At 30.2% G+C, this 26,044-nt stretch carries 24 protein-coding genes and 1 other RNA gene; 10 read left to right on the forward strand and 15 right to left on the reverse strand.

Translation table 11 applies throughout. The annotated features are described in order from the left end of the window. Positions 1-12: 12 nt before the first annotated feature. From ABNT14_RS04455 to ABNT14_RS04470, 4 genes are all read right to left on the reverse strand, one after another. Complete coding sequence (locus ABNT14_RS04455; RefSeq protein WP_101903458.1) at positions 13-1,842, reverse strand: ABC transporter ATP-binding protein; 1,830 nt, start codon at positions 1,840-1,842, stop codon at positions 13-15. After that, positions 1,842-3,554 carry a phospho-sugar mutase gene (locus ABNT14_RS04460; RefSeq protein WP_101903457.1) on the reverse strand — a complete coding sequence of 571 codons (1,713 nt, stop codon included), beginning with the start codon at positions 3,552-3,554 and terminating at the stop codon, positions 1,842-1,844. The genes ABNT14_RS04455 and ABNT14_RS04460 overlap by 1 nt, the downstream gene beginning before the upstream one ends. 39 nt (positions 3,555-3,593) lie before the next feature. After that, positions 3,594-4,550, reverse strand: coding sequence for a glycosyltransferase family 2 protein (locus tag ABNT14_RS04465; RefSeq protein WP_101903456.1), 957 nt, complete (start codon positions 4,548-4,550; stop codon positions 3,594-3,596). Positions 4,551-4,658: 108 nt separating this feature from the next. After that, positions 4,659-5,186, reverse strand: coding sequence for a DUF4199 domain-containing protein (locus ABNT14_RS04470; RefSeq protein ID WP_101903455.1), 528 nt, complete (start codon positions 5,184-5,186; stop codon positions 4,659-4,661). Positions 5,187-5,352: 166 nt separating this feature from the next. On the opposite strand from ABNT14_RS04470, the gene ffs reads away from it, so the two are divergent. Then, an RNA gene (gene ffs / locus ABNT14_RS04475) (signal recognition particle sRNA small type) lies at positions 5,353-5,452 on the forward strand. Positions 5,453-5,742: 290 nt separating this feature from the next. Here the strand turns inward: ffs and ABNT14_RS04480 are convergent. Beyond that, entirely contained in the window at positions 5,743-6,660 is a 918-nt protein-coding gene (locus tag ABNT14_RS04480) for a site-specific tyrosine recombinase (RefSeq protein WP_101903454.1), read from the reverse strand. Positions 6,661-6,753: 93 nt separating this feature from the next. On the opposite strand from ABNT14_RS04480, the gene aroQ reads away from it, so the two are divergent. After that, positions 6,754-7,170 (forward strand): type II 3-dehydroquinate dehydratase, encoded by a 417-nt coding sequence (gene aroQ, locus ABNT14_RS04485; RefSeq protein ID WP_101903453.1) that lies wholly within the window; start codon positions 6,754-6,756, stop codon positions 7,168-7,170. Here aroQ and ABNT14_RS04490 read toward each other — a convergent pair. Beyond that, positions 7,147-8,331, reverse strand: coding sequence for a DUF4105 domain-containing protein (locus tag ABNT14_RS04490; RefSeq protein ID WP_101903452.1), 1,185 nt, complete (start codon positions 8,329-8,331; stop codon positions 7,147-7,149). The genes aroQ and ABNT14_RS04490 overlap by 24 nt on opposite strands. Positions 8,332-8,638: 307 nt before the next feature. Beyond that, entirely contained in the window at positions 8,639-9,649 is a 1,011-nt protein-coding gene (locus ABNT14_RS04495; protein ID WP_101903451.1) for a YheT family hydrolase, read from the reverse strand. Positions 9,650-9,759: 110 nt separating this feature from the next. Here ABNT14_RS04495 and ABNT14_RS04500 point away from each other — a divergent pair, with 110 nt between their 5' ends. Then, positions 9,760-10,500: a CDP-alcohol phosphatidyltransferase family protein gene (locus tag ABNT14_RS04500; RefSeq protein ID WP_101903450.1), complete on the forward strand. Its 741-nt coding sequence runs from the start codon at positions 9,760-9,762 to the stop codon at positions 10,498-10,500. Positions 10,501-10,572: 72 nt separating this feature from the next. Here ABNT14_RS04500 and lptB read toward each other — a convergent pair whose 3' ends face one another. Genes lptB through ABNT14_RS04520 form a run of 4 tightly spaced genes read right to left on the reverse strand, consistent with a single transcriptional unit; the run spans position 10,573 to position 13,451 of the window. Continuing rightward, the gene (lptB, locus tag ABNT14_RS04505) at positions 10,573-11,307 is read right to left on the reverse strand and encodes an LPS export ABC transporter ATP-binding protein (protein WP_101903449.1); all 735 of its coding nucleotides are present in this window, start codon (positions 11,305-11,307) and stop codon (positions 10,573-10,575) included. Positions 11,308-11,337: 30 nt separating this feature from the next. After that, the gene (locus ABNT14_RS04510; protein ID WP_101903448.1) at positions 11,338-11,682 is read right to left on the reverse strand and encodes a carboxymuconolactone decarboxylase family protein; all 345 of its coding nucleotides are present in this window, start codon (positions 11,680-11,682) and stop codon (positions 11,338-11,340) included. Further along, positions 11,657-12,478, reverse strand: a complete 822-nt coding sequence (gene tatC, locus ABNT14_RS04515; RefSeq protein ID WP_101903447.1) for a twin-arginine translocase subunit TatC — start codon at positions 12,476-12,478, stop codon at positions 11,657-11,659. The genes ABNT14_RS04510 and tatC overlap by 26 nt, the downstream gene beginning before the upstream one ends. Position 12,479: 1 nt before the next feature. Next, positions 12,480-13,451, reverse strand: coding sequence for a KpsF/GutQ family sugar-phosphate isomerase (locus ABNT14_RS04520; RefSeq protein ID WP_101903446.1), 972 nt, complete (start codon positions 13,449-13,451; stop codon positions 12,480-12,482). Between the two features lie 144 nt (positions 13,452-13,595). Between ABNT14_RS04520 and ABNT14_RS04525 the strand changes: the two genes are divergently transcribed. Continuing rightward, on the forward strand, positions 13,596-15,794 hold the full coding sequence (locus ABNT14_RS04525; RefSeq protein ID WP_101903671.1) for an ATP-dependent DNA helicase RecQ: 2,199 nt from the start codon (positions 13,596-13,598) through the stop codon (positions 15,792-15,794). Positions 15,795-15,955: 161 nt separating this feature from the next. Here the strand turns inward: ABNT14_RS04525 and ABNT14_RS04530 are convergent, their stop codons facing one another. The 4 genes from ABNT14_RS04530 to ABNT14_RS04545 form a co-directional block, all read right to left on the reverse strand. Next, positions 15,956-16,336 carry a DUF4258 domain-containing protein gene (locus ABNT14_RS04530; protein WP_101903445.1) on the reverse strand — a complete coding sequence of 127 codons (381 nt, stop codon included), beginning with the start codon at positions 16,334-16,336 and terminating at the stop codon, positions 15,956-15,958. A 38-nt stretch (positions 16,337-16,374) separates the two neighbouring features. Beyond that, the gene (locus ABNT14_RS04535) at positions 16,375-17,571 is read right to left on the reverse strand and encodes an alanine dehydrogenase (RefSeq protein ID WP_101903444.1); all 1,197 of its coding nucleotides are present in this window, start codon (positions 17,569-17,571) and stop codon (positions 16,375-16,377) included. Continuing rightward, a complete protein-coding gene (tsaE, locus tag ABNT14_RS04540) occupies positions 17,571-17,990 on the reverse strand; it encodes a tRNA (adenosine(37)-N6)-threonylcarbamoyltransferase complex ATPase subunit type 1 TsaE (protein ID WP_101903443.1) in 420 nt (139 codons plus the stop codon). Before tsaE ends, ABNT14_RS04535 begins: the two co-directional genes overlap by 1 nt. Before the next feature lie 227 nt (positions 17,991-18,217). Next, complete coding sequence (locus tag ABNT14_RS04545; RefSeq protein ID WP_101903442.1) at positions 18,218-19,774, reverse strand: bifunctional response regulator/alkaline phosphatase family protein; 1,557 nt, start codon at positions 19,772-19,774, stop codon at positions 18,218-18,220. 160 nt (positions 19,775-19,934) lie between these two features. Here ABNT14_RS04545 and ABNT14_RS04550 point away from each other — a divergent pair, with 160 nt between their 5' ends. From ABNT14_RS04550 to ABNT14_RS04575, 6 genes are read left to right on the forward strand one after another with little or no spacing between them, the layout of a single operon-like run. Further along, positions 19,935-21,173: an HD domain-containing protein gene (locus ABNT14_RS04550; protein WP_101903441.1), complete on the forward strand. Its 1,239-nt coding sequence runs from the start codon at positions 19,935-19,937 to the stop codon at positions 21,171-21,173. Positions 21,174-21,229: 56 nt separating this feature from the next. Beyond that, the gene (gene lpxD, locus ABNT14_RS04555; protein WP_101903440.1) at positions 21,230-22,270 is read left to right on the forward strand and encodes a UDP-3-O-(3-hydroxymyristoyl)glucosamine N-acyltransferase; all 1,041 of its coding nucleotides are present in this window, start codon (positions 21,230-21,232) and stop codon (positions 22,268-22,270) included. After that, on the forward strand, positions 22,263-23,654 hold the full coding sequence (locus ABNT14_RS04560) for a bifunctional UDP-3-O-[3-hydroxymyristoyl] N-acetylglucosamine deacetylase/3-hydroxyacyl-ACP dehydratase (protein ID WP_101903439.1): 1,392 nt from the start codon (positions 22,263-22,265) through the stop codon (positions 23,652-23,654). Before lpxD ends, ABNT14_RS04560 begins: the two co-directional genes overlap by 8 nt. A gap of 4 nt (positions 23,655-23,658) precedes the next feature. Beyond that, a complete protein-coding gene (gene lpxA, locus ABNT14_RS04565; protein ID WP_101903438.1) occupies positions 23,659-24,444 on the forward strand; it encodes an acyl-ACP--UDP-N-acetylglucosamine O-acyltransferase in 786 nt (261 codons plus the stop codon). A gap of 48 nt (positions 24,445-24,492) precedes the next feature. Beyond that, entirely contained in the window at positions 24,493-25,059 is a 567-nt protein-coding gene (gene efp / locus ABNT14_RS04570) for an elongation factor P (RefSeq protein WP_101903437.1), read from the forward strand. Positions 25,060-25,095: 36 nt separating this feature from the next. After that, positions 25,096-26,022, forward strand: a complete 927-nt coding sequence (locus tag ABNT14_RS04575; RefSeq protein ID WP_101903436.1) for a UDP-3-O-(3-hydroxymyristoyl)glucosamine N-acyltransferase — start codon at positions 25,096-25,098, stop codon at positions 26,020-26,022. Positions 26,023-26,044: the final 22 nt, after the last annotated feature.

The raw sequence follows: 26,044 nt of genomic DNA on the forward strand, positions 1-26,044 counted from the left end.
GATAATTTAATTTTACGCTAAAGATTGCATGGTTACTAATTTATAATATTCGCCTTTTTTAGCTAATAATTCATCATGTTTTCCTTGCTCAACGATTGCACCTTTTTTCATCACAACAATTTTATCGGCATTTTGAATGGTCGATAATCTATGTGCGATTACTAAAGAAGTTCTATTTTGCATCATTTTTTCTAATGCAACTTGTACCAATTGTTCAGACTCTGTGTCTAAAGCTGAGGTTGCTTCATCTAAAATCATAATTGGTGGATTCTTTAAAACAGCTCTTGCAATAGATAAACGTTGTTTTTGTCCTCCAGAAAGTGTGTTTCCACTGTCACCAATATTTGTATTGTATTTTTCTGGTAAATTTTGAATAAATTCATCAGCATTTGCAATTTTTGCAGCTTCTAAAACAGCAGTATCATTGGCGTTTTGTGACCCTAATTTAAGGTTGTTTGTGATAGTGTCATTAAATAAAATAGAATCTTGTGATACAATTCCCATCAAATTTCTTAAAGATTTTTTGGTGATGTCTCTAATATTGTCATCATCAATTACCACCTCTCCTTTGTTTACATCATAAAAACGAGTAATAAGGTTTGCTAAAGTAGATTTTCCACTCCCAGACTGCCCAACCAAAGCAACAGTTTCGCCTTTATTAATAGTTAATGTAAAATCTTTTAAAACATAATCATCTTTATATTTAAAAGAAATGTTTTTAAATTCAATTTTATTTTTAAAGGTCTCTTTTATGGTTGCATTTGATTTGTCTTTAATAGTGTTTTCTGTATTTAAGACCGTCATAATTCTTTCTGCAGAAGCTTCACCTTTTTGGATATTATAAAACGTTGATGTTATTAATTTTATAGGGTTTAAAACGGTGTAAAACAATACAATATAACCAAAAAACTCATCTGGTTGTAGTGCACTTGTTTTAGATAGAACTTCGGTTCCTCCGTACCAAAGAATGGCAATAATGGTTGCAGAACCTAAAAACTCACTCATAGGTGAAGCTAATGATTTCCTATGAAAAACACTTGTCGTTAATTGTTTAAAATTACTTGTAGAGTTATTGAATTTTGTTGCAATTACACCTTCAGCATTAAAACCCTTAATTATTCTTAAGCCGGTTAATGTTTCTTCAATAAAAGATAAAAAATTACCAGTTTCTTTTTGTGCTTTTGCTGAATTTGCTTTTAGTTTTTTACTTATAGATGATATTATAACACCAGAAACAGGTAGTAAAACAAAAACAAATAAGGTGAGTTTTAAACTCATAAAAAGCATGATAGAGATAGATATTATAACTGTTAAAGGTTCTCTAACAATGGTTTCTATTGATGATATAATAGAACCTTCTACCTCTTGTACATCAGAAGTCATACGTGCTATGATATCTCCTTTTCTTTTTTCGGAAAAATAAGAAATCGGTAACTCAACAATTTTATCGTAGAGTTTATCTCGTAGGTCTTTTACAATACCTGTTCTTAAAAAAGCAATAACATAAGACGCTAAATATCTAAATAAGTTTTTTAGAAAAAATAATGAAAGTGCTAATAAGCAAATAAATACAAGTGTATTTATGTCACCTTCTGTTTTTATTTTTTCTGATATAAAATGATAAAAACTATCTTTTAGAAAATCACCAATTTTACTAAGACCTTCATAGTTTGGTTTATTTATAATTTTTTTATCAGTACCAAATAGAATTCCTAAAACAGGGATAAAAGCTAAAACTGATAGCACATTAAAAATTGCGTAAAGTATATTAAATACAATATTTAGAACTGTAAATTTTCGATACTTTTTTTCATATTTTAATATATCTTTAAAATATCCCATTAATTTAGTTTCATTTCTTTAATAATTCTTTGAATTTTTGCATCTAATGATACTTCAATAGCTTCTGCATTTTTAACCGAATCTAATGCTGTTTTAACACTGAAATAAAACTTTATTTTAGGCTCTGTTCCACTTGGGCGAGCAGCTATTTTTGTTCCGTCGGTAGTTTGATAAATTAGCACATTCGATTTTGGAATATCCATAATTACTTCTTCACCAGTAATTAAATTCTTTTTAATTGATGATTGATAATCATATAAAAACTCAACCTTAGTATTGTCTATTTCTGTAAAAGGATTACTACGTAAATCAGCCATCATTTGTTTGATTTGCTGTGCGCCGTCCATTCCTTTTTTAACAATAGAAATTAAGTGTTCTTTATAAAAATTATTACGAGTGTATAAGTTTAATAATTCATAATAAAACGAACTGTTATTTGCTTTTGCATCCGAAGCAATTTCACAAGCTAATAAAGCAGCCGTTACCGCATCTTTATCTCTTACAAAATCACCCACCATATAACCAAAACTTTCTTCTCCACCGCCAATAAAATCAAGCTCTGGGAAATCTTTAATCATTTTAGCAATCCATTTAAAACCAGTTAAACCAACTTTAGTTTCAACATCGTATGAACTAGCTATTTCGTTTACCAAATTCGTAGAAACAATAGTAGAACCTACAAATTGTTTTCCGTTTAATTTCCCGTTATTTTTCCAATCGTTAATTAAAAAATCGGTCATCATACTCATGGTCTGATTTCCGTTTAATAATTTCATATTTCCTTCTAAATCACGAACAGCAATACCAATTCTATCAGAATCGGGGTCAGTTCCTAAAACGATATCAGCACCTACTTTATTCGCTAAATCCACCGCCATTTGTAAAGCTTCAGGTTCTTCAGGGTTTGGAGATTTTACCGTTGGAAAACTTCCATCTGGCTCGGCTTGTTCATCAACAATATAAACTTGCGTATAACCTGCACGTTTTAAAACTTCAGGAATTAATTTAATAGAAGTTCCGTGTAAAGAAGTAAAAACAATTTTTAAATCTTCTCGTCCTTTTACATCAAAAGTTCCATTTTTAATAGATGCTTGCCAAAAAGCTTCATCAATTTCACTTCCGATGCTCGAAATTAATTCTTCATTTGCTTTAAAATTAATATCTGTAAAAGCTAATGAATTTACTTCATTTATAATTTCAGTATCTTCAGGTGGAACAATTTGACCTCCATCAGACCAATAAACTTTATAACCATTATATTCAGGCGGATTATGAGAAGCTGTTAAAACGATTCCAACATCGCAACCTAAATGACTTACTGCAAACGAAAGTTCAGGAGTAGGGCGTAGGTCTTCAAAAAGAAAAACTTTGATGTTATTTGCAGAAAACACATCGGCAACTACTTTTGCTAACCATTTACTGTCATGACGACAATCATAGCCAATCGCTACTTTTAATTCTTTCTTCGGATGTATTTGATGTAAATAATTACTTAAACCTTGTGTTGCTTTCCCTAAAGTATATTTGTTGATTCTGTTCGTTCCTGCGCCTACAATTCCACGCATTCCGCCAGTTCCGAATTCTAAATTTTTATAAAAACGGTCGGCTAAATCGTCCGATTTTTCGCTTATTAATTGTTCAATTTCATTTCTAGTAGCTGAATCAAATGATTCAGAAAGCCATAATTTAGCTTTGTTTAAAATCTCTTCCATAAATTATAAGTTATATAAATAGCGTACAAAGTACGTATTTTAAAAGTTTAATTTTTCTTTAATTGTGTAGTGTTTTTGTTGTGGATTACTTTTTATAATTAATTCGCCTAAAAAGCCAGCTAAAAATAAAAGTGTTCCTAAAATCATTGATGTTAAAGCGATATAAAATAACGGATTATTAGTAACTAAAATAGCTTTTATACCTGAAAATAAGTGATAAATTTTTAGTGAACCAATAATAAATGCTGATAAAAAGCCGAATATAAACATTAAACTTCCCCAAAGTCCAAAAAAGTGCATTGGTCGTTTTCCGAATTTTGATAAAAAGGAAATCGTAATTAAATCTAAAAATCCATTTATAAACCGATCGATTCCAAATTTAGTAACGCCGTATTTACGTGCTTGATGCTGTACTACTTTTTCGCCAATATTATTAAAACCTTCGTTTTTCGCTAAAACAGGAATATAACGATGCATTTCGCCACTAACTTTTACAGTTTTAATTACTTCGTTTTTATAAGCTTTTAATCCGCAGTTGAAATCGTTTAATTTTAATCCAGATGTTTTACGAGCCGCCCAATTAAATAATTTAGATGGAATATTTTTGGTAAGAAGATTGTCGTAACGTTTCTTTTTCCATCCTGAAACTAAATCAAAATTTTGGTTTGTTATCATTTCATATAATCCAGGGATTTCATCAGGGCTATCTTGTAAATCTGCATCCATAGTAATAACTACATTTCCTTCAGCTAAACCAAAACCAGCATCTAAAGCTTGCGATTTTCCGTAGTTTTTTTGAAAATGAATTCCTTTTACGGCATTATTTTCTTCGGATAATTGCTCAATTACCTGCCAAGAAGTATCGGTGCTACCATCATCAATAAAAATAATTTCATATAAATAAGTATTGGATTGCATAATTTTAGCAATCCAATTGTGTAATTCTAGTAAAGATTCTTCTTCATTAAGAAGTGGTATAACTACCGATATATCCATGTTTTTTGATGCAAATTAGTATGTACAAATTAAAAAAAGGTAAAGTTACAAAGTCTTTAGAATATTTGGAGTATTTCAAAAACTTTATAAGTTACCTTTTTAATAATTTTAGTATTCATCTTCTGGAGTATGTTTCATAATAGCCCCTGTAATAGCCGATATTATAAATCCTAAAAATACATAAAACAAAAGTCCTAAAGCATCGCCAATAATAGTTCCTTGAAATTTAGCTTGCATGGCTAATTGACTTTCAATTTGATCTTCTGACAAACCTGCATCTAAAAATTTTCCTGTTTGAAAATCGGCTAACTGATTGTAAAAATTAGGCTCAATAATACCTGTAAAAACATGGGTGTATATAATACTAATAACTGCCCCAACAGCAACAATACCAACGCCTATTTTCAAAGCTTGCCCCCAAATAAGTAAACCATTATTCTCTTTTTTAAATTTTTTAATTGCTAACACAGGTAATACGACAATACAAAGCATAAGGGCAACCATATTAATAACACCACCTGTTGTGTCAAAAGTCATTCCTAATGCGTAAATTATTAAATTGATAAAGATAATTATTGCTCCATAAATTAAGCCGTAATTTAAAATAATGTTTCTGCTTTGCGTTTGATTTTCCATTGAATTAATTGAGTTAGTTAGTACAAATATATTATTTTGTTTTCGATTCTAAATTTTTTTTAAAAAAGTTTTTAAACAATATATTAGCAGTCAGCGAGTTAAAAATATCATGAAAAAAAAGCTATTTTTTTTATTGTCAGTTTCAAAAAAGGATGTATATTTGCCACGGCAAGTTCTACACAACTAGCTCCCTTTGAACTCCCCCAGGGCGGGAACGCAGCAAGGGTATTAGGTTGTAGCAGTGTGATGTAGGTAGCTTGCCATTTTTTGTGTCTTTTATTTTCGTTTTACATTTCTGTAAAAATTATATTTTCTTTATATTTTAGTTGTTTTTTACCTTAATGCTCAATTTTATATTTTTTTCTGATTTTGTGTAATGCTAAAATCAAAAAGTATAAGAGTTTCTTTAAATTTTAAATAAAGTATCTTTTTTAAGGTATAAACGTCATTCTGAATTTATTTTAGAATCACATAAAATTAATAACTACGGAAAATCAGTATGCGAAACTGAAATAAAATTCCTTTGACGGATTCGATTTTTCAACTATAAATTATTTTATTGGTCATTAATATTCATTGAACTTCTTGGGTGATGTAAATCAACAACTTCTTTTAAATAGCTGGTATCTAAATGCACGTAAATTTCGGTGGTTGTAATACTTTCGTGCCCTAATAATTGCTGAATAACACGTAAATCTGCACCGTTTTTTAATAAATAAGTCGCAAAAGAATGACGCAAAGTATGAGGACCAATACTTTTTTTAAGGTTTATTTTTATCGCTAACTCTTTCAAAATCATAAAAATCATTTGACGACTTAATCGGCTTCCTCGTCTGTTTAAAAAAATAATATCTTCTTCCTTTTCCTTCGGGATTATTGCTGGGCGAATATCATCAATATAAAAATTTAAGCGGGAAATAGTTGTACTATGAATCGGTACAAAACGATATTTATTTCCCTTTCCTAATACTCGAATATAGCCTTCATCAAAAAATAAATCGGAAAGTTGCAAATTAATTAATTCGCTAACTCGCAAACCGCAACTAAAAATGGTTTCAATAATCGTTTTATTGCGTTCGCCCTGCGGATGACTCAAATCAATGGCGTTAATTAGGTTGTCAATTTCTTCTTTTTCGAGCGTATCGGGTAATTTTCGCATCGTATTTGGGCTTTCGATTAAATCGGTCGGATTGTCTTTTCGATAATCTTCAAAAATTAAATAATCAAAAAAACTGCGTAATCCCGAAATTAACCGTGCCTGACTTTTTGCATTTAAATTTTTTCCGCTATCGTATATAAATTGCTTAATTATTTCCGAAGTAATATTAATTGGACTGCTATAATTTTCAAGCGTATCAACAAATAAAATCAGTTTTTTTACATCTCTTGAATAACCATTAATAGAATTTTTGGCAAGTCCTTTTTCTATTTTTAAATAATTGATATAATCTGTTATTGCTTGTTTCCAGTTCATTAAGTTGTTTTCAGGTGTAATGTATCAAGAAATCAAAAATAAGATTTTAAAACAGTATTTTTACCAAGAAAATATAAAAGATAAATATACGAGATGAAAAAAATAATAATTATAAACGGTCCAAATTTAAATTTATTAGGAAAACGTGAGCCAGAAATTTATGGTTCAAATTCTTTTGAAGATTTTTTTAAAGAATTAAAAGAAACTTATAATACTACTGAGTTAAGTTATTTTCAATCGAATATTGAAGGCGAAATCATCAATAAATTACATGAAATTGGTTTTCAGTATGACGGAATTGTGTTAAACGCCGCCGCTTACACGCACACTTCAATCGCTATTGCCGATGCTGTAAAAGGAATTGAAACGCCTGTTGTTGAGGTGCATATTTCAAACGTACACGCTCGTGAGAGTTTCCGTCATAAAAGTTATTTATCGGCAAATGCGAAAGGTGTTATTTTAGGTTTCGGTTTAAAAAGTTATCATTTAGCGATTCAAAGTTTTTTGTAAAAACCAATATCTTACAGCAAACAAAACAAATAAAGGGATTAACGTAATTGAAAATAATTGTGTTTTTGTTACCCAAATAATAGCTAATATCACTAAAAAGGCTAGTAAAAGTAGCATATATTTTGAAATCCATTTTGGTGATTTTTTTTGTATCAAAAAGAAAGAAACGATTAAATTAGGAGCAAATGCCCATAAAAAATTAAAGTTATTTGGGGTTGTTGAGTGATTCGTGAAAAACCATAAATACACAATTAAAACGCCTGTTATTCCTGATATAAAAAAGATGATAAAATCGAGCCATTTGCTTCTTTTGGCATTTTTATAATCTTTATATGTGATACATAAACCAAGTAAAGAAAGTACTAAAATGATTAAAAATGGGCTGAAATTATCGCTTTTTGGCTGTTTTTCATCAAAATCTAATAAAATATTAGTTTTTGATATGAGAGTATCTTCTTTTCCATCTTTTAAAATTTTAGAATAATTTAAAGCTTCAAAAACATAATCGGGTAAATATAAATATTCATTTGCTGTTGCAACTTTATCTAATCGACTTCCTAAAGCGATATTAATTCCTAAACTTCCCCAAGTATTTTGATGAATTTCGTTGTTCATTAATTGACGTAAAGACATTTTTTGCCTAACAAAATCATCTTTGAAAATTAGATTTTTGCCTACAACTTTTTTGATAATATCTCTAGGTTTTGTCGCGCAATTATCAAAATACGGGTCGTATAAATAACCCGCATTTTCGGGCAAAATATTGATTTCTAAAATTGTGAAAAACTCATTTTTTTGTACTTGTGATAAATTCAAAACCTGTTCTTTTACCCAGCGTTTATGTTGTTGATTGTTTTTTAAAGCCAAATAAAAAGGATATTTCGCCAATTTATATTTCATGTATCCTTTGGTGAAATCGGCATAAAAAGTAGGGTTTTCGAAATCAAAAATTCCGTAATTATAAATGAAATCAAAGTTTAAAACAGGGTCTTTTATACGAATTGCAGCGTGTCCGAATTTTTCATACAAAGCTTCGCCAGGTCCTGAAGTGATGATGCTTATCTGTGCGTTATTTGATAATTTTAAACTATCAGTTACTTGTGATAAAACGGTATTGAAACAACATAAAAACAAGAAAATAGTAGTGATTTTTTTTATCATAATTGAATTCTAAAAAGAGTGATTTTACAATACAAATATCTTAATTAAGATTAAAAAAATATCATTTTTGTGTAGCTATTATTTTAAGAGTCTCTGTTTAAATTTTAACTAAAGTTTTTTTTAAACATTTAAACGTCATGCTGAATTTATTTCAGCATCGCATAAAGCGAAGAACTACGGCAAATCAGGGTGTGAAACTGAAACAAAAACCCTTTGACGCATTTTTATTCTTAAAACAAGGGGTTTTAACTCCTTGTCATACTATTTTGATATTGCAAAAATTTTTGGAATAAAATTTTTAAAAGCTCTAAAAATAAACGCCAATTTTATCTTGAATAAATTTCAGAATACTTTCTTCGAGCCATTTATTTTTGATGTTTTTACTATTTTTTGAAGTATTAAAAGAAGAAATAAATCCTACGTGTCCGCCATATTTTGGTGTTAATAAATAAAAATTAGTCATCTTTTTGGCATCTTTAAAAGGATAACATTCTTCGGATAAAAAAGGGTCATCAAGTGAGTTGATAAGCAACGTTGGCAATGTAATATTTTTAATATACGGTTTTGAACTTGCTTTTGTCCAATAATCTTGCGGGTTTTTAAACCCGAATATTGGTGCGGTATATTGTGCTTCTAACTGCCAAAGTCTGGTAGCATTTTCCACTTTTTTTCTATCTAATTTAAAGTCTGGAAATTGATTAGATTTTGCTAGTATTTTGGGTTTTAAGGTTCGTAAAAACTCCTTTAAATAGAGCCTGTTTTTAAATTTTGATAATTCGGCTTGTGAACTTGTTAAATCAATCGGTGTAGAAACGGCAATACTTCCTTTTATTTTTGGTGAAATATTTTCATATTCACCCAAATATTTTAGGGTTAAATTTCCGCCCAAACTAAAACCAACGATAATCATATTTTCATATGTGTAATTTGTCGCAAGATATTCGGTTATAAAATGAACATCATCGGTTTTTCCGCTGTGATAGGTTTCTAAAAGCAAATTATTTGCTCCGCTACAACTTCGTAAATTCATGGAAACGGTATCAAACCCTACTTTATTTAAGTGATTTGAAGTTGTAATTATATAATTTGAATTTGAACTTCCCTCTAATCCGTGAATCAATAAAACTAGCGTTTTTGAATTTTGTGAGTTTTCTGAATTTATTGAAAAATCTAAATCGATAAAATCATTGTCCCAAGTAGTAATTCTTTTTCGTTGATATTTTATAGCATCTTTTGCAAATAACGGACGATATATCGTGTTAAAATGGGGGTTTTTAAGTAAAAAAGAAGGTTTGAAATCAGCGTAAATAATCGGCATGTTTAAAAATAAAGAGATGTATCAAAAATAATATAAAATATAAAAATAGCATCAAAATTAAAAGCTAAAAAATGATATAAGTTTCTTATTTTCGCTATAAATATTTGAAAATGAATTTTAAAAAACATATTCCTAATTTAGTAACATTAGGGAATTTATTATGCGGTACTATAGCTGTAATTTTTGCGATAAAAGGTGATTTTTTTGGCGTAGCAATTTTAGTTATTCTAGGGATTATTTTTGATTTTTTTGATGGATTATTAGCTCGATTATTAGGCGTTCAGGGCGAATTAGGCAAGCAATTAGATAGTTTAGCTGATATGGTAACCAGTGGTGTAGTGCCAGGAATCGTGATGTTACAACTTTTCGTAACAGCTTTAGATGTTGATGCAGTGGGTTATTTTGGCGTAGATATTTACGGAGCAACGGGCAGTAATTTGCCGTATTTCGGCTTGTTATTAACCTTAGGAGCTTGTTATCGCTTGGCTAATTTTAATATTGATACTCGCCAATCAGATTCATTTATTGGGCTTCCAACGCCTGCTATGGCGTTATTTGTAATTTCGTTGCCATTAATTGCGGAATATTCAAATCAAGCTTTTTTTGTTGATTTAATTAATAATTCTTATTTTTTAGCGATTGTAACGATTGTTTTAACTTTTTTAATGAATGCTGAAATCCCGTTATTTGCCTTAAAATTTAAAACCTTTGGATTTAAAGAAAATGCCTTAAAATATATTTTTTTAGCGATTTGTGTTTTATTGTTAACTTTATTAAAGTTTGTAGCAATTCCTTTAATAATATTGATATATGTTACTTTTTCAGTGGTTAATAATTTAAAGAAATCGTAAAATAATATCGTTTTAAAATAAGAAAAAGGAGCTTAATTGCTCCTTTTTTATAGTTTATATCAAGGTTTAATCTTAAAATTTCTTCTTTTTTAAGATAAAATCTTTTCCTAAATACACACGACGCACGGTTTCATCTTCGGCTAATTCTTCAGGAGTTCCTTCTTTTAAAATCCCTCCGTTATACATTAAATAAGTTCTGTCGGTAATTGCTAGAGTTGCTTGTACATCATGGTCGGTAATTAAAATACCGATATTTTTTGTTTTTAATTTGGCTACAATTCCTTGAATATCTTCCACCGCAATAGGGTCTACTCCTGCAAAAGGCTCATCTAATAAAATAAATTTAGGGTCGGAAGCAAGACAACGTGCAATTTCTGTTCTACGGCGTTCTCCTCCTGAAAGTAAATCACCACGGTTTTTACGAACATGCCCCAAACTAAATTCATCAATTAATTCCTCTAAACGGGCTTTTCTTTCTGATTTAGATCGGTCAGTAAATTCTAAAACAGCCATGATATTATCTTCAATAGATAATTTTCTAAAAACAGAATCTTCTTGTGCTAAATATCCAATTCCCTTTTGAGCACGCTTATACATTGGGTCTTTGGTAATATCTTGATCGTCTAAAAAAACATGTCCAAAATTAGGTTTTACCATACCAACAATCATATAAAAAGATGTAGTTTTTCCTGCGCCATTAGGTCCTAATAAACCAATGATTTCACCTTGTTTGACTTCTACAGAAATTCCTTTTACTACCTTTCGGCTACCGTAAATTTTCTGTATATTATCTGCTCTTAACTTCATGAATTACTCTATTTTTTTGATAAAAAGCATTTATTTTTCTTCTAAATCATCCCAAAATTCAACGGCTCTACGTAAATGGGGTATCAATATAGTTCCGCCAACTAAGGTAGCAATACTCATGGTTTCCATCATTTCTTCTTTGGTTACGCCATTTTTATGAGCAGTTTCTAAATGATAAGCGATGCAATCATCACAACGCAAAACGGCAGAGGCAACCAAACCAAGTAATTCTTTTGTTTTTTCAGGTAAATGACCTTCTTTAAAGGCATTGGTATCTAAATTAAAAATTCGTTTGATTATTTTATTATCACCCGCTAAAATTTTATCATTCATTTTAGTTCGGTAGTCGTTAAACTCTTGGACTTTTTGAGACATTCTTTTGTTGTTTTTTTAAAATAAATTGCGATACATAAATACTTACTTCATAAAGTATCATAATTGGTACGGAAACAATTATTTGACTTGCAATATCTGGAGGTGTTATTATTGCCGATAAAACCAAAACTACGACCAATGCGTGTTTGCGGTATTTTCGTAAAAATTCAGGTGTTATTAGTCCTATTTTTGTTAAGAAATAAATAATAACAGGCAGTTCAAAAAATACAGCAACACCAATTAGTGTGTTGGTTATTAGGCTTATGTATGCCTCTAGTTTAAAATTGTTTTCAATTGAACTCGATATTTCAAAATTATAAAAGAAATAAACAGACATTGGTAAGATAACATAATAACTAAAAAGTATTCCTAAAAAAAATAATAAGGAAGCAATAAAAATAAAACCTTTTGATTTTTTTCTTTCAGAACTGTGTAATCCGGGGGCTACAAAACGCCAAAATTCCCATAGAATATATGGAAAAGCGACCACAAAACCTAAAATTAAAGACGACCAAATACCCGTCATTAATTGCTGTGTTGGGTTTAATGCCTGCAAGGTTTGTTTAAAACTAATATTGCAAAAACTACTATCAATACCAATTGCTGTAAATACCTTGCAAAAAAAATGATAGGTTGCAAAGTCTGGTTTTAAGTGGGCTAATAATATATCATTAAAAACAAAATTTATATTTGCAAAAATAAGAATTGCTATAATAAATATTGCAGCAAAACTTCTAACCAGATGCCACCTTAATTCTTCAAGATGGTCTAAAAAAGACATTTCTGTTGTTGCCATATTAAAATATACCTTCTTTAATTAAGTCGTGTAAATGAACAACACCAACATAATTGTTGTTGTTATCTGTCACCAAAATTTGCGTAATACTATTGTTTTCTAAAGCTTCTAAAGCTTCAACTGCCATAGCATTTACATTTATAGTTTTAGGGTTTTTACTCATAATATCGTTGGCTGTTAGCGTATCAATTTTAGTTGTTTTGCTAAGCATTCTACGGATATCACCATCTGTAATAATTCCTGATATTATATTTTTATCAGAAATAACAGCGGTTACACCGAGTCTTTTTTCTGAAATTTCAACAATTACACTAGCTACAGAATCAGTATTACTAACCTTAGGTAATTGATTATTTTTTATTAAATCATCAACACGTAAATATAAGCGTTTTCCTAAGGCACCTCCTGGGTGGTATTTAGCGAAATCACTACTTGTAAAGTCTCGAAGTTTTAATAAACAAACAGCTAAAGCATCGCCTAAAACTAACTGTGCTGTAGTACTTGATGTAGGAGCTAAATTATTAGGACAGGCTTCTTTGGTAACGAAAGAATTTAGTGAAAAATCAGCATTGGTTGCTAAAAATGATTCAGGGTTTCCAGTAATTGCAATTAATTTATTATTCGTTTTTTTTATTAAAGGAACTAAAACCTTAATTTCAGGAGTATTTCCACTTTTAGATAAACAAATAACCACATCATCTTTTTGTATACTACCTAAATCACCATGAATAGCATCAGCAGCGTGCATAAAAAGAGATGGAGTACCTGTAGAGTTAAAAGTAGCAACCATTTTATTAGCAATGTTAGCGCTTTTACCTATTCCAGTAACGACAACACGACCTTTTGAATTGAATATAAAATTTACAGCATCAACAAACGAACTATCTAATAAATTTGCTAAATTAGCAATAGCATTACTTTCTAAAAGTATGGTTTGTTTTGCTGTTGAGAGAATTGCATTTGCGTCTTTCAAGTTAAAAAAGTTTTAAATAATTTTTAAAATGTAAAAATAGGAATATTTAAGAAGAAAACTTTTTAATAAAAATAAAATTTACAGGAGTTTGTATAATTTTTTTTTGTAACTTAGTTTAAGTTTTTAATTTTTTGATATTAGATGATGAATACAGAGGAGACGGAGTTATACGGATCATTAAAGAAAATATTTGGTTTTAACCAATTTAAAGGTTTACAGAAAGTTGTTGTAAAAAGTATTTTAAACAACGAAAATACATTTGTAATAATGCCAACTGGAGGAGGTAAATCTCTTTGTTACCAGTTGCCTGCATTGATGAAAGAAGGTACAGCGATTGTTGTATCGCCATTAATAGCTTTGATGAAAAATCAAGTAGATGCTATTAGAGGTATTTCGGAAGAGCATGGTATTGCACATGTGTTAAATTCATCTTTAAATAAAGCAGAAATTGCACAGGTAAAATCAGATATTGAATCAGGAATTACCAAGTTGTTGTATGTAGCACCTGAATCGTTAGTAAAAGAAGAATATGCTGCTTTCTTAAGACAGCAAAATATTTCTTTTGTAGCTATTGATGAAGCGCATTGTATTTCTGAATGGGGGCATGATTTTAGACCAGAGTATAGGAATTTACGTAACATTATTAAGCAAATTGATAATGTGCCAATCATTGGTTTAACAGCAACTGCTACCGAAAAAGTACAAGAAGATATTTTGAAAACATTAGGTATGAGTGATGCCAATGTATTTAAAGCATCTTTTAATAGACCAAATTTGTTTTATGAAGTATGCCCGAAAACAAAAGATATTGAGAAAGATATCATTCGTTTTATAAAACAACGAATAGGAAAAACAGGTATTATATACTGTTTAAGTCGTAAAAAAGTAGAAGAAATTTCTCAAGTTTTACAAGTAAATGGTATTAATGCTCTTCCTTATCATGCAGGATTAGATGCTAAAAAACGAGCAAAGCATCAAGATATGTTTTTGATGGAAGATTGTGATGTTATCGTAGCTACAATAGCCTTTGGTATGGGAATAGATAAACCAGATGTACGCTATGTAATTCACCATGATATTCCTAAAAGTTTAGAGAGTTATTATCAAGAAACTGGTAGAGCAGGGCGTGATGGTGGCGAAGGGTATTGCTTAACTTTTTACTCTTACAAAGATATTGAAAAATTAGAGAAGTTTATGGCTAACAAACCTGTTGCAGAGCAGGAGGTTGGACATGCACTTTTACAAGAAGTTGTAGGGTATGCTGAAACTTCAATGAACAGACGTAAGTATATTCTTCATTATTTTGGAGAAGAATTTGACGAAGTAAATGGAGAAGGAGCTATGTTAGATGATAACATGAAAAATCCTAAAAAACAAAATGAAGCTCAAAATGAGGTAAAAACATTATTGTCGGTTATTAGAGATACCAACGAAATGTACAAACCTAAAGAAGTAGTTAATACAATTATTGGTGCTGAAAATGCCTTGTTAAAATCACACAAAACAACGGCACAGCCTTTTTTCGGAATTGGAAAAGACAAAAATAATCATTATTGGATGGCGTTAATTCGTCAAATATTAGTAGTCGATTTAATTAAGAAAGAAATTGAACAATATGGAGTTTTAAAACTAACAGAAAAAGGAAAGCAATTTATTGAAAATCCGAAGTCATTTATGATGACTGAAAATCATGTCTATGCTACAGATGATGATGGAATAATAATATCAACAACCAAAGAAGCAACAGGAGCTGTAGATACGAAATTGGTAAAAATGCTAAAAGAGTTACGAAAAAGCGTTGGAAAGCGTTTAGGTGTTCCTCCTTATGCTGTTTTTCAAGATCCTTCATTAGAAGATATGGCATTGAAATATCCTGTAAATTTAGAAGAATTATCTAAAGTTCATGGTGTTGGAGAAGGAAAATCTAGAAAATTTGGTAAAGACTTTGTAAAGCTTATTACAAGTTATGTAGCCGAAAATGAAATTATGCGACCTGATGATTTAATCGTTAAAAGTACGGGAGTAAATTCAGGATTAAAATTATTTATTATTCAAAATACCGATAGAAAATTACCTTTAGAAGATATTTCAAAATCGAAAGGATTGGCTATGAACGAGCTAATCAAAGAAATGGAAGCGATTGTGTTTTCTGGAACAAAATTAAATATAGATTATGCTGTTGAAGATTTGTTAGATGAAGACCAGCAAGAAGAAATACACGATTATTTCATGGAATCGGAATCTGATAAAATTCAAGATGCTTTAGATGAATTTGATGGTGATTATGATGAAGATGAATTGCGATTAATGCGGATTAAATTTACAAGTGAAATTGCAAATTAAAAATTCAATTTTAAGATGTTAAATTGAATTAAAAACAAAAAAGAACCTAATATTTAAATATTAGGTTCTTTTTTGTTTTTATTATCACATAAATTCTAAACACTATTAATGAAGTACCAATTCATTTGTTAGTTTATTTCAGATAAATTTCAACAATAAAATTATTCTTTTTTATGTATCGTTATTTTATCAATAGTGGTTGTGTTTTTACACCTGATAACGTGTAAATCAATATTTTTTAAACTGTCTTTTCCTGTAATAAAATATTTAGGGCAGGGTTTTAAGCGGGGTTTGCTTTTGCCAAAATTAACATCGCCATTTTTAAAAATAGTTGTAATTGTAGCGCTGTCAATACTTGTGGTAGCTAAAATTTGTTTCGCTTGTGCTGAAAATAAGCGTTCTCTAACACGAATTGTTTTTAAAGTACGAGCATCCATTCCGTAATCAAAAGAAACATCTTTTCCTTTCCATATAAAAAATACGACTAAAGAACCAAAAGTTAATCCTATGGCGTAATACCCAAAACGTTTTAATAATTGCATAATAATTTTTTGTGGTGGCAAAAGTACGTAAAATCAGCTTATAAAATTAATAAATTAATATCTCTATAAGGTAAATCAAACCAATCTGATACGGTTTTGTTTGTTGAAATTCCGTGGTAAAAATACATGCTATTTCGTAAGCTATTATTGTAGCGACTAGCATTTTCAAAGCCTCCTTCTTCAGCAATACTTAATAAATATGGCATAAAAATATTACTAATAGAAACCGAGGCTGTTCGGGCATATCTTGAAGGAATATTAGGTACACAATAATGAATTACGCCATGCTTTGTAAAGGTTGGCTTGCTATGTGTGGTTATTTTTGAGGTTTCAAAACATCCTCCACGATCAATACTTACATCGACAATAACGGCACCGTCTTTCATTTTTTTAACCATATTTTCTGTAGCAATAATAGGCGATCGGTCTTTTCCTCTAAGAGCTGCAATCACTACATCGCAACGCATTAAAGCTTTTTGTAAGCTTTTAGGCTGAATTGTTGAGGTATAAATAGGCGATTGTACGCTGTGTTGTAAATGTCTAAGTTTACTAATTGAATTATCAAAAACTTTTATTCGAGCACCTAAACCAATTGCCGATTTGGTAGCAAATTCACCAACAGTACCTGCTCCTAAAATAACAACATTTGTAGGAGGAACACCACTTATATTTCCTAATAAAAGTCCATTTCCACCGTTAGATGTTGTCATTAATTCGGCAGCAATATGAATAGAAGCAATTCCTGCAATTTCACTTAACGATTTTAAAATAGGGTGTAATCCTTGCTCATCTTTCATATAATCAAAAGCGATGGCAGTAATTCGTTTTTTAGAGAGTGCTTCAAAATATTTTTTAGTGCGTGTTTTTAATTGTAATGTAGAAATTAAAATAGCTTGCGGATGTAACATTTTTATTTCATCTAAAGAAGGAGGTGCTACTTTTAAAACAATGGCACATGAAAAAGCGTCTTTAATATTATAGGAAATTTTTGCGCCTGCTTCAGCATATAAATGGTCACTATAATTAGCGCCATCGCCAGCTCCAGTTTCAATTACAACTCGGTGTCCTTGACAAACCAAAGCGGCAACAGCATCAGGGGTTAGGCAAATGCGTTTCTCTTCAAAATGCGTTTCTTTAGGTACTCCTATAAATAGTTCCCCTTTCTGCTTTTTTATTTCAAGCATTTCAGGTTGTGGCATTAATTGCGCTTTGGTAAAAGGGGATATAAGGCTCATTATAGTTTGTTAGTTTTTAATTGAATATTGCGTTGTCCATTTTCTAAAAGAGTAATTTTAATAGTAACAGCATCTAAAGGTAGTAAATTTTTAACGTTTTCAGGCCATTCAATTAAACACCAATCATTACTGTATAAATACTCTTCAATACCCATGTCGTAGGCCTCTTCTTCTTGTTCAATACGGTAAAAATCAAAATGATATACTGTATCGTTATTTTTTGTTTGGTATTCGTTTACTAATGAAAAAGTGGGTGAATGAGCAACGTCATTAACACCTAATTTCTCACATATTTCTTTTATTAAAGTAGTTTTGCCAACACCCATATCACCATCAAAAAGCAAAACTTTATGCGGTACGTTTTTAATAATTTCTTCGGCTATTTGAGCTAGTTCGTTTAAAGCGTAATTTTTGTTCATAGTTGCAAAAATAATGAAGAGTTAAATACTATTGTTACTCAAGTTTTAAAATTTGTAGAAAAATAATTTGAAGCAATTTCCTGCTTTCCGCACTCGCTCTTTTTTTGAAGAAAAATCAAAAAAAGGAGCTCAAACAAAGCTTCAATCGGGGCTAGGCATCTTTACTAAATTTCTACAAATTAAAAGTGTTTCGTTTTATTAAATTTGTTTTAAGGCTAGTTGTAGTATTATTTAGGGCTATAAATCGCACAGGGTATAATCACTTCTTCTAATGATATTCCTCCGTGTTGATAGGTGTTTTTAAAGTACTTCACAAAGTGATTGTAGTTGTTCGGATAAGCGAAAAACAAGTCTTCTTTGGCAAAAATAAACGGGCTATTTATGGCTACGCTTGGTAAAAAAATGTCTTTCGGGTTTTGAACCGCAAATACATCTTTATTTTCATAGGTTAAGCTTCTTCCTGTTTTATAACGCAAATTTGAACTGATATTTTTATCACCAACAACTTTTGTAGAGTTTTTGGCATTAATTGTTCCGTGATCGGTTGTTATAATTAATTTCTGCCCTAATTTTTTGGCCTTTTTAATAATTTCATACAAAGGCGAATTTTTAAACCAACTAACAGTTAATGATCGGTAGGCTTTGTCATCACCCGCCAATTCTTTTATAACTTCCATTTCTGTTTTAGCATGCGATAACATATCAACAAAATTATATACAATAACCGTTAAATCGTTTTGCTTTGTACCGTTGTAATTGTCTGCTAATTCTTTTCCGCTTTTAAGCGATACAATTTTATAATATTCGTGTTTAATATTTAAATTTAACCTTTTTATCTGTGCTTCTAAAAAATCAGCTTCGTATAAATTCTTTCCACCTTCATCGGTATCATTTTTCCACAAATTAGGATGTTTTTTTTCCATTTCTAAGGGCATTAATCCAGCGAAAATGGCGTTACGAGCATATTGTGTAGCTGTAGGTAAAATACTGTAATAGGAATGCTCTTCTTCTTTTTTATAACAGGTATTTATAAAAGGTTCTAAAACACGATATTGATCATACCTTAAATTATCTAAAACAACGAATAATACCCCTTTTTCATTTTCTTCTTTAGGAAGTTCAGGCACAATAAAATCTTTAAATAAGGTATGTGAAAATGTTGGTTTATCGTAACTAGTAAGCCATTCTTGGTAATTTTTTTTGATAAATTTAAAAAACTGTGAATTTGCTTCTGATTTTTGAGATTCTAAAATAGAAAGCATCCCTATATCATTAATGTTTTCTAGTTCTAACTCCCAGTGTATTAGTTTTTTGTATAGTTTAATCCATTCTTCATGTGAATTCACCATGGCTAAATCCATAGAAATTTTTCTAAATTCTTGTTGATAACTAGCCGTTGTTTTTTCCGAAATTAATCGAGAATTATCTAAATTTTTTTTTAAACTTAATAATATTTGGTTCGGATTAACGGGTTTTATTAAATAATCGGCAATTTTAGAACCAATAGCTTCTTCCATTATGGTTTCTTCTTCACTTTTGGTAATCATTACCACCGGAAGATTGGCGTTTTTTTGTTTAATCAATGCCAAAGTTTCTAAGCCTGTTATTCCTGGCATGTTTTCATCTAAAAAAACAATATCAAAATTGTTTTCATCTACTAAATCAATAGCATCAGCACCATTTGTAGCGGTTGTTACGGAGTAATTTTTCTTTTCTAAAAATAAAATATGTGGCTTTAATAAATCGATTTCATCATCAACCCAAAGGATTTCTATGTTTTTCATATAATTTTGAATTTACTTTTAAAGTAATATTTAAAAATAACGTTTTAAAACGTATTTGTTGTATTTGTAATAGCTAAAAATAAGTTAATAAAGCCTTTGTTTATTTGGTTTTGTTGATTAAATATGATTATTTTGTTAGAAATTGAAGTATTTATAGATTTTGAAAAACAGAAAACCGAATAAATTAAAAATTATAAACGACCCTATTTATGGGTTTATAACCATCCCAAATTCTTTAATATTTGATATTATTGAGCATCCTTATTTTCAACGTTTAAGAAGGGTTTCTCAAATGGGCTTGTCTAATATGGTGTATCCTGGAGCAAATCATACCCGTTTTCATCATGCAATTGGTTGCATGCACCTAATGCAAAAAGCAGTGCATGTTTTAAGAAATAAAGAAGTTGTTATTTCTGATGATGAAGCAAATGCCTTATATGTAGCTATTTTATTGCATGATATTGGTCATGGGGCTTTTTCGCATGCTTTAGAACATAGTATTGTTAGTGGTGTTTCACACGAGGAAATTTCATTGAAATTTATGAAAGCCTTAAATGATGAGTTTGATGGCAAGCTGAGTTTGGCTATTCAAATTTTTGAAGGAAAATATCCTCGAAAATTTTTATATCAATTAATATCGAGTCAATTAGATATTGATCGGTTAGATTATTTAAAAAGAGATAGTTTTTACACAGGAGTAACTGAAGGAAATATTTCGTCTGACAGGTTAATAGCCATGATGAACGTGGTAAAAGACCAATTAGTAATTGAAGAAAAAGGGATTTATTCGGTAGAACAATTTATTATTGCTCGTCGTTTAATGTATTGGCAAGTGTATTTGCATAAAACAGGTTTGGTCGTTGAAAACACGCTGGTAAATGTATTAAAAAGAGCCAAAGAACTTGCTAGTAAAGGCATTGATTTACCTGCAGGAAAAGCCTTAAAGCATTTTTTATACAATCCAATTACGCAAATTAATTTTACAAAAGATACTTTAGAGATATTCGCAGAATTAGATGATTATGATGTAATGTCGGCAATAAAAGAATGGGTACATCACAACGATTTTGTACTTTCTTGTTTAGCAAAAATGATTATCCGTAGAAATTTATTAAAAATAGAAATTCAGAAAGAGCCTTTTGATGATGATTATATTGCTAAAATTCATAAAAAAGTTTTAGAAAACACCGATATAAAAATAGCTGACTTAAATTATTTTGTATTATCGAATAAGATTAAACATCAGGCGTATATTACTAAAAACCCAATTAAAATTTATACAAAAAAAGGCAAACTTAAAGATATCGCTAAAGCTTCTGATCAATTAAACTTGAAAGCTTTAACCAAGCCAGTTGTTAAATATTATGTGTGTTATCCTAAAAAAACACAATTAGTTTAATTGTTAAAGACGTCTAATAAGAGGTAATTAAACAAAAATAATTACTTTTGCATTCAATGAAATTTACAGCAAAACAAATAGCAGACATTTTAGAGGGAGAAATAGTTGGTAATGCCAATGCAGAAGTTTCTAAATTATCTAAAATAGAAGAAGGTACAACAGGGGCGTTAAGTTTTTTGTCTAATTCTAAATATAACGCTTATATATATTCTACAAAAGCATCTGTAGTAATTGTAAATAAGTCTTTTGAGCCAGAAAAAAATATAGAAGCAACGTTAATAAAAGTAACGGATGCTTATGCGTCATTTTCTAAATTATTAGAATTTTATAATGAAGTAAAAAACAATAAACAAGGGCGTGAAAACCCTCATTTTATAGCTAGTTCAGCATCTATAGGTAAGCAAGAATATATCGGTGCTTTTACATATATTGGTGAAAATGTTGTTTTGGGTGATAATGTGAAAATTTACCCAAATTCATCTATCGGCGACAATGTTAAAATTAGCGATAACACCACTATTTTTGCTGGTGTAAAAATTTACTCAGAAACCCAAATAGGTAGGAATTGTAAAATTCATTCAGGCTGTGTTATTGGTTCTGATGGTTTTGGTTTTGCACCTACGGAAACAGGCGAATATAAAGCAGTTCCTCAAATAGGAAATGTTATTATAGAAGATAATGTTGATATTGGCGCTAATACTACTATTGATAGAGCTACTTTAGGATCAACAATTATACGTAAGGGAGTAAAGTTAGACAATCAAATACAGGTTGCTCATAATGTTGAAATTGGTGAAAACACCGTAATTGCTTCGCAAACAGGTATTGCAGGTTCTGCAAAAATTGGTGAAAATTGTATGATTGGTGGTCAAGTTGGTATTGTAGGACATATTACTATTGGTAATAATGTACAAATACAAGCTAAGTCAGGAATTGGTAAAAGCTTAAAAGATAAAGACGTAGTACAGGGAACTCCTGCTTTTGGTTATAATGCCTACAATAAATCATACGTTCATTTTAAAAATTTACCAAAATTAGCATCAAAAATAGATAAAATAGAAAAAGAGTTAAATGCTCAAAAAATAAAAAATGAGTAAGCAACAAAAAACAATACAGAACGAAATTACATTAACTGGTGTAGGACTGCATACAGGAAATGAAGTAACAATGGTTTTAAAACCTGCTCCAGTAAATCATGGATTCTCTTTTACAAGAGTAGATTTAGAAGGTGCTCCAACAATTCAGGCAAAAGCAGAATTTGTAACCGACACACAAAGAGGAACAAATTTAGAATGTAAAGGCGTAAAAATTCAAACTCCAGAGCATGTTTTAGCTGCCGTGATTGGTTTAGAAATAGATAATTTAATTATCGAATTGAATGCTTCTGAACTTCCAATTATGGATGGGTCTTCAAAATATTTTGTAAAAGCATTAGAGGAAGCTATTATTGTAGCACAAGATGCCGAAGTAGAAGAATATGTAGTTAAAGAAATTATAAGCTATAAAGACCAGGAAACAGGAAGTGAAATAATTTTAATGCCTGCCGATGAGTATCAGGTAACTACAATGGTAGATTTTGATACTAAAGTATTAGGAACTCAAAATGCTACATTAAATAAAATTACCGATTTTAAACAAGAAATTTCAGAAGCAAGAACGTTTAGTTTTTTACATGAAATTGAAATGTTATTGGATAATAACTTAATTAAAGGAGGCGATTTAAACAACGCTATTGTATATGTTGATAAAGAATTATCAGATAGTACAACCGATAAATTAAAAAAAGCTTTTAATAAAGAAGATATAAAAATACAATCTAACGGAATTTTAGATAACCTAAAATTACATTGGGAAAACGAAGCTGCACGTCATAAATTATTAGATGTAATTGGTGATTTAGCCTTAGTTGGTACACGTATAAAAGGTAGAATTATTGCTAATAAACCTGGACATTTGGTAAATACAATGTTTGCCAAAAAATTAGCAAAAATTATTAAATTAGAGAAACGTAATAATGTTCCTCAATATGATTTAAATAGCCCTCCATTAATGGATATTCATCAAATAATGGATATTTTACCTCACAGACCGCCATTTTTATTGATAGACCGTATTTTAGAGCTATCAGACACGCACGTAGTAGGGATGAAAAATGTTACCATGAATGAACCTTTTTTTACAGGACATTTTCCAGGAGCACCTGTAATGCCAGGTGTTTTACAAGTAGAAGCAATGGCACAATGTGGTGGTGTTTTAGTACTAAATACTGTACCAGATCCTGAAAATTATTTAACCTATTTCATGAAAATGGATAAAGTTAAATTCAAACAAAAAGTACTTCCAGGAGATACTTTAACATTTAAATGTGAATTAATAACTCCGATAAGAAGAGGTATTTGTCATATGAAAGCTTTTGGATACGCAAATAATAAAGTCGTTGTAGAAGCTGAATTAATGGCACAAATAGCAAAAAAACAATAATTTTATGAATCAACCACTAGCATACGTACATCCGCAAGCAAAAATTGCTAGAAATGTAGTAATAGAACCATTTACCACTATACATTCTAATGTCGAAATTGGCTCAGGAACATGGATCGGTTCAAATGTTACTATAATGGAAGGAGCTCGTATAGGTAAAAATTGTAGAATTTTCCCAGGCGCTGTAATATCTGCAATTCCTCAAGATTTAAAGTTTAATGATGAGGAAACAACCGTTGTAATTGGTGATAATGTAACAATTAGAGAATGTGTTACCATTAATAGAGGTACTTCAGATAGAATGAAAACCGTAATTGGTGACAATTGTTTAATAATGGCATATTGTCATGTTGCACACGATTGTTTCGTTGGTGAAAACTGTATTTTTTCAAACAATACTACCTTAGCAGGGCATGTAACCGTTGGAAGTAACGTGGTGTTAGCAGGTATGGTTGCCGTGCATCAATTTGCATCAATAGGAAATCACGCATTTGTAACAGGTGGTTCTTTAGTTCGTAAAGATGTACCTCCTTATGTAAAAGCAGCTCGTGAGCCGTTATCATATGTAGGAATAAATTCTGTCGGTTTACGCAGAAGAGGATATTCTATCGAAAAAATTAGAGAAATTCAAGATATATTTAGAATTTTATTTCAACAAAACTTTAATAATTCACAAGCGATTGACATTATAGAAGCTGAAATGGAGGCAACTTCAGAACGCGATGAAATTATTCAATTTATAAAAAACTCGCACCGTGGAATTATGAAAGGATATTTTAAATCAAATTAATTATAAAAATTAAACTGTAATTAGCAGTTTATATTAATACATTACACAATGGCTACAACATCAGATATTAAGAACGGATTATGTATCAGATACAACAACGATATTTATAAAATAATTGAATTTTTACATGTAAAACCAGGAAAAGGACCAGCATTTGTAAGAACAAAATTAAAAAGTGTAACAAACGGTAAGGTTGTTGACAATACCTTTCCTTCAGGAAGAAAACTTGATGACGTTAGAGTTGAAACGCATAAATTTCAATATTTATATAAAGAAGGTGAAACATATCACTTTATGAATCAAGAAGATTATTCTCAAATTACTTTAGAAAAAAGTGCTTTAGATGCACCTGAATTAATGAAAGAAGGAGAGGTAGTTACTATTATTATCAATTCTGAAGATGAAATGCCGTTATCAGTAGATATGCCAGCAAGTGTAATTTTAGAGGTTACCCATACAGAGCCAGGTGTAAAAGGAAATACGGCTACAAATGCTACAAAACCAGCAACTGTTGAATCTGGTGCAATTGTAAATGTACCTTTATTTATCAACGAAGGCGATAAAATTAAGGTAGAAACTACAAAAGGAACGTATCAAGAACGTGTTAAAGCATAAATTTATTCCCACTTCGGTGGGAATTTCTTTTTTAGAATGAAATTTAAAAACATACAAACTTTAAAGCAAATAGCTACTTTATTAGAAGTAGAATTTGTGGGTGATGAAAATTTTCCTGTAAAAGGAATTAATGAAATTCACGTAGTAGAAGATGGCGATATTGTTTTTGTTGACCATCCTAAATATTACGATAAAGCATTAAATTCTAAGGCAACAACAGTTTTAATCAATAAAAAAGTTGATTGCCCAGTAGGAAAAACATTATTAATTTCTGATGATCCATTTAGAGATTTTAATAAAATAACCAAAAATTTTAATCCATTTATAGCATCTAAACAAAGTATTGCAGAAAGTGCTATTATTGGAGAAGGAACTGTTATTCAGCCAAATGTTTTTATTGGTGATAATGTAATTATTGGAAAAAATTGTGTTATTCATCCTAATGTTACTATTTACAGTAACGCAGTTATAGGTAATAACGTTATTATTCATGCAAATACTGTTTTAGGAGCTGATGCTTTTTATTACAAAAATAGACCAGAAGGTTTTGATAAATTATTATCAGGAGGAAAAGTTATTTTAGAAGATAATGTAGATTTAGGAGCTTCTTGTACAATAGATAAAGGTGTAACAGGAAATACAACTATTGGAGCTGGTACAAAAATAGATAATCAGGTTCATGTAGGGCATGATACTGTTATTGGTAAAAAATGTTTAATCGCATCTCAAACAGGAATTGCAGGTTGTGTTATTATTGAAGATGAGGTAACTATTTGGGGACAAGTAGGTACAAATAGCGGAATTACCATAGGTAAAGGAGCTGTAATACTTGGGCAAACTGGTGTTACAAAATCAGTAGAAGGCGGTAAATCGTATTTTGGAACACCTGTTTCAGAATCGAGAAACAAGCTAAAAGAATTAGCAGAAATAAAACGCTTTTTAAAAGAACAAAAAAAGAAATAAAAGTTTCACAAATCAATTACAA

Source organism: Tenacibaculum dicentrarchi (assembly GCF_964036635.1).
In the GTDB taxonomy this organism is placed as follows: Bacteria; Bacteroidota; Bacteroidia; order Flavobacteriales; family Flavobacteriaceae; genus Polaribacter; species Polaribacter dicentrarchi.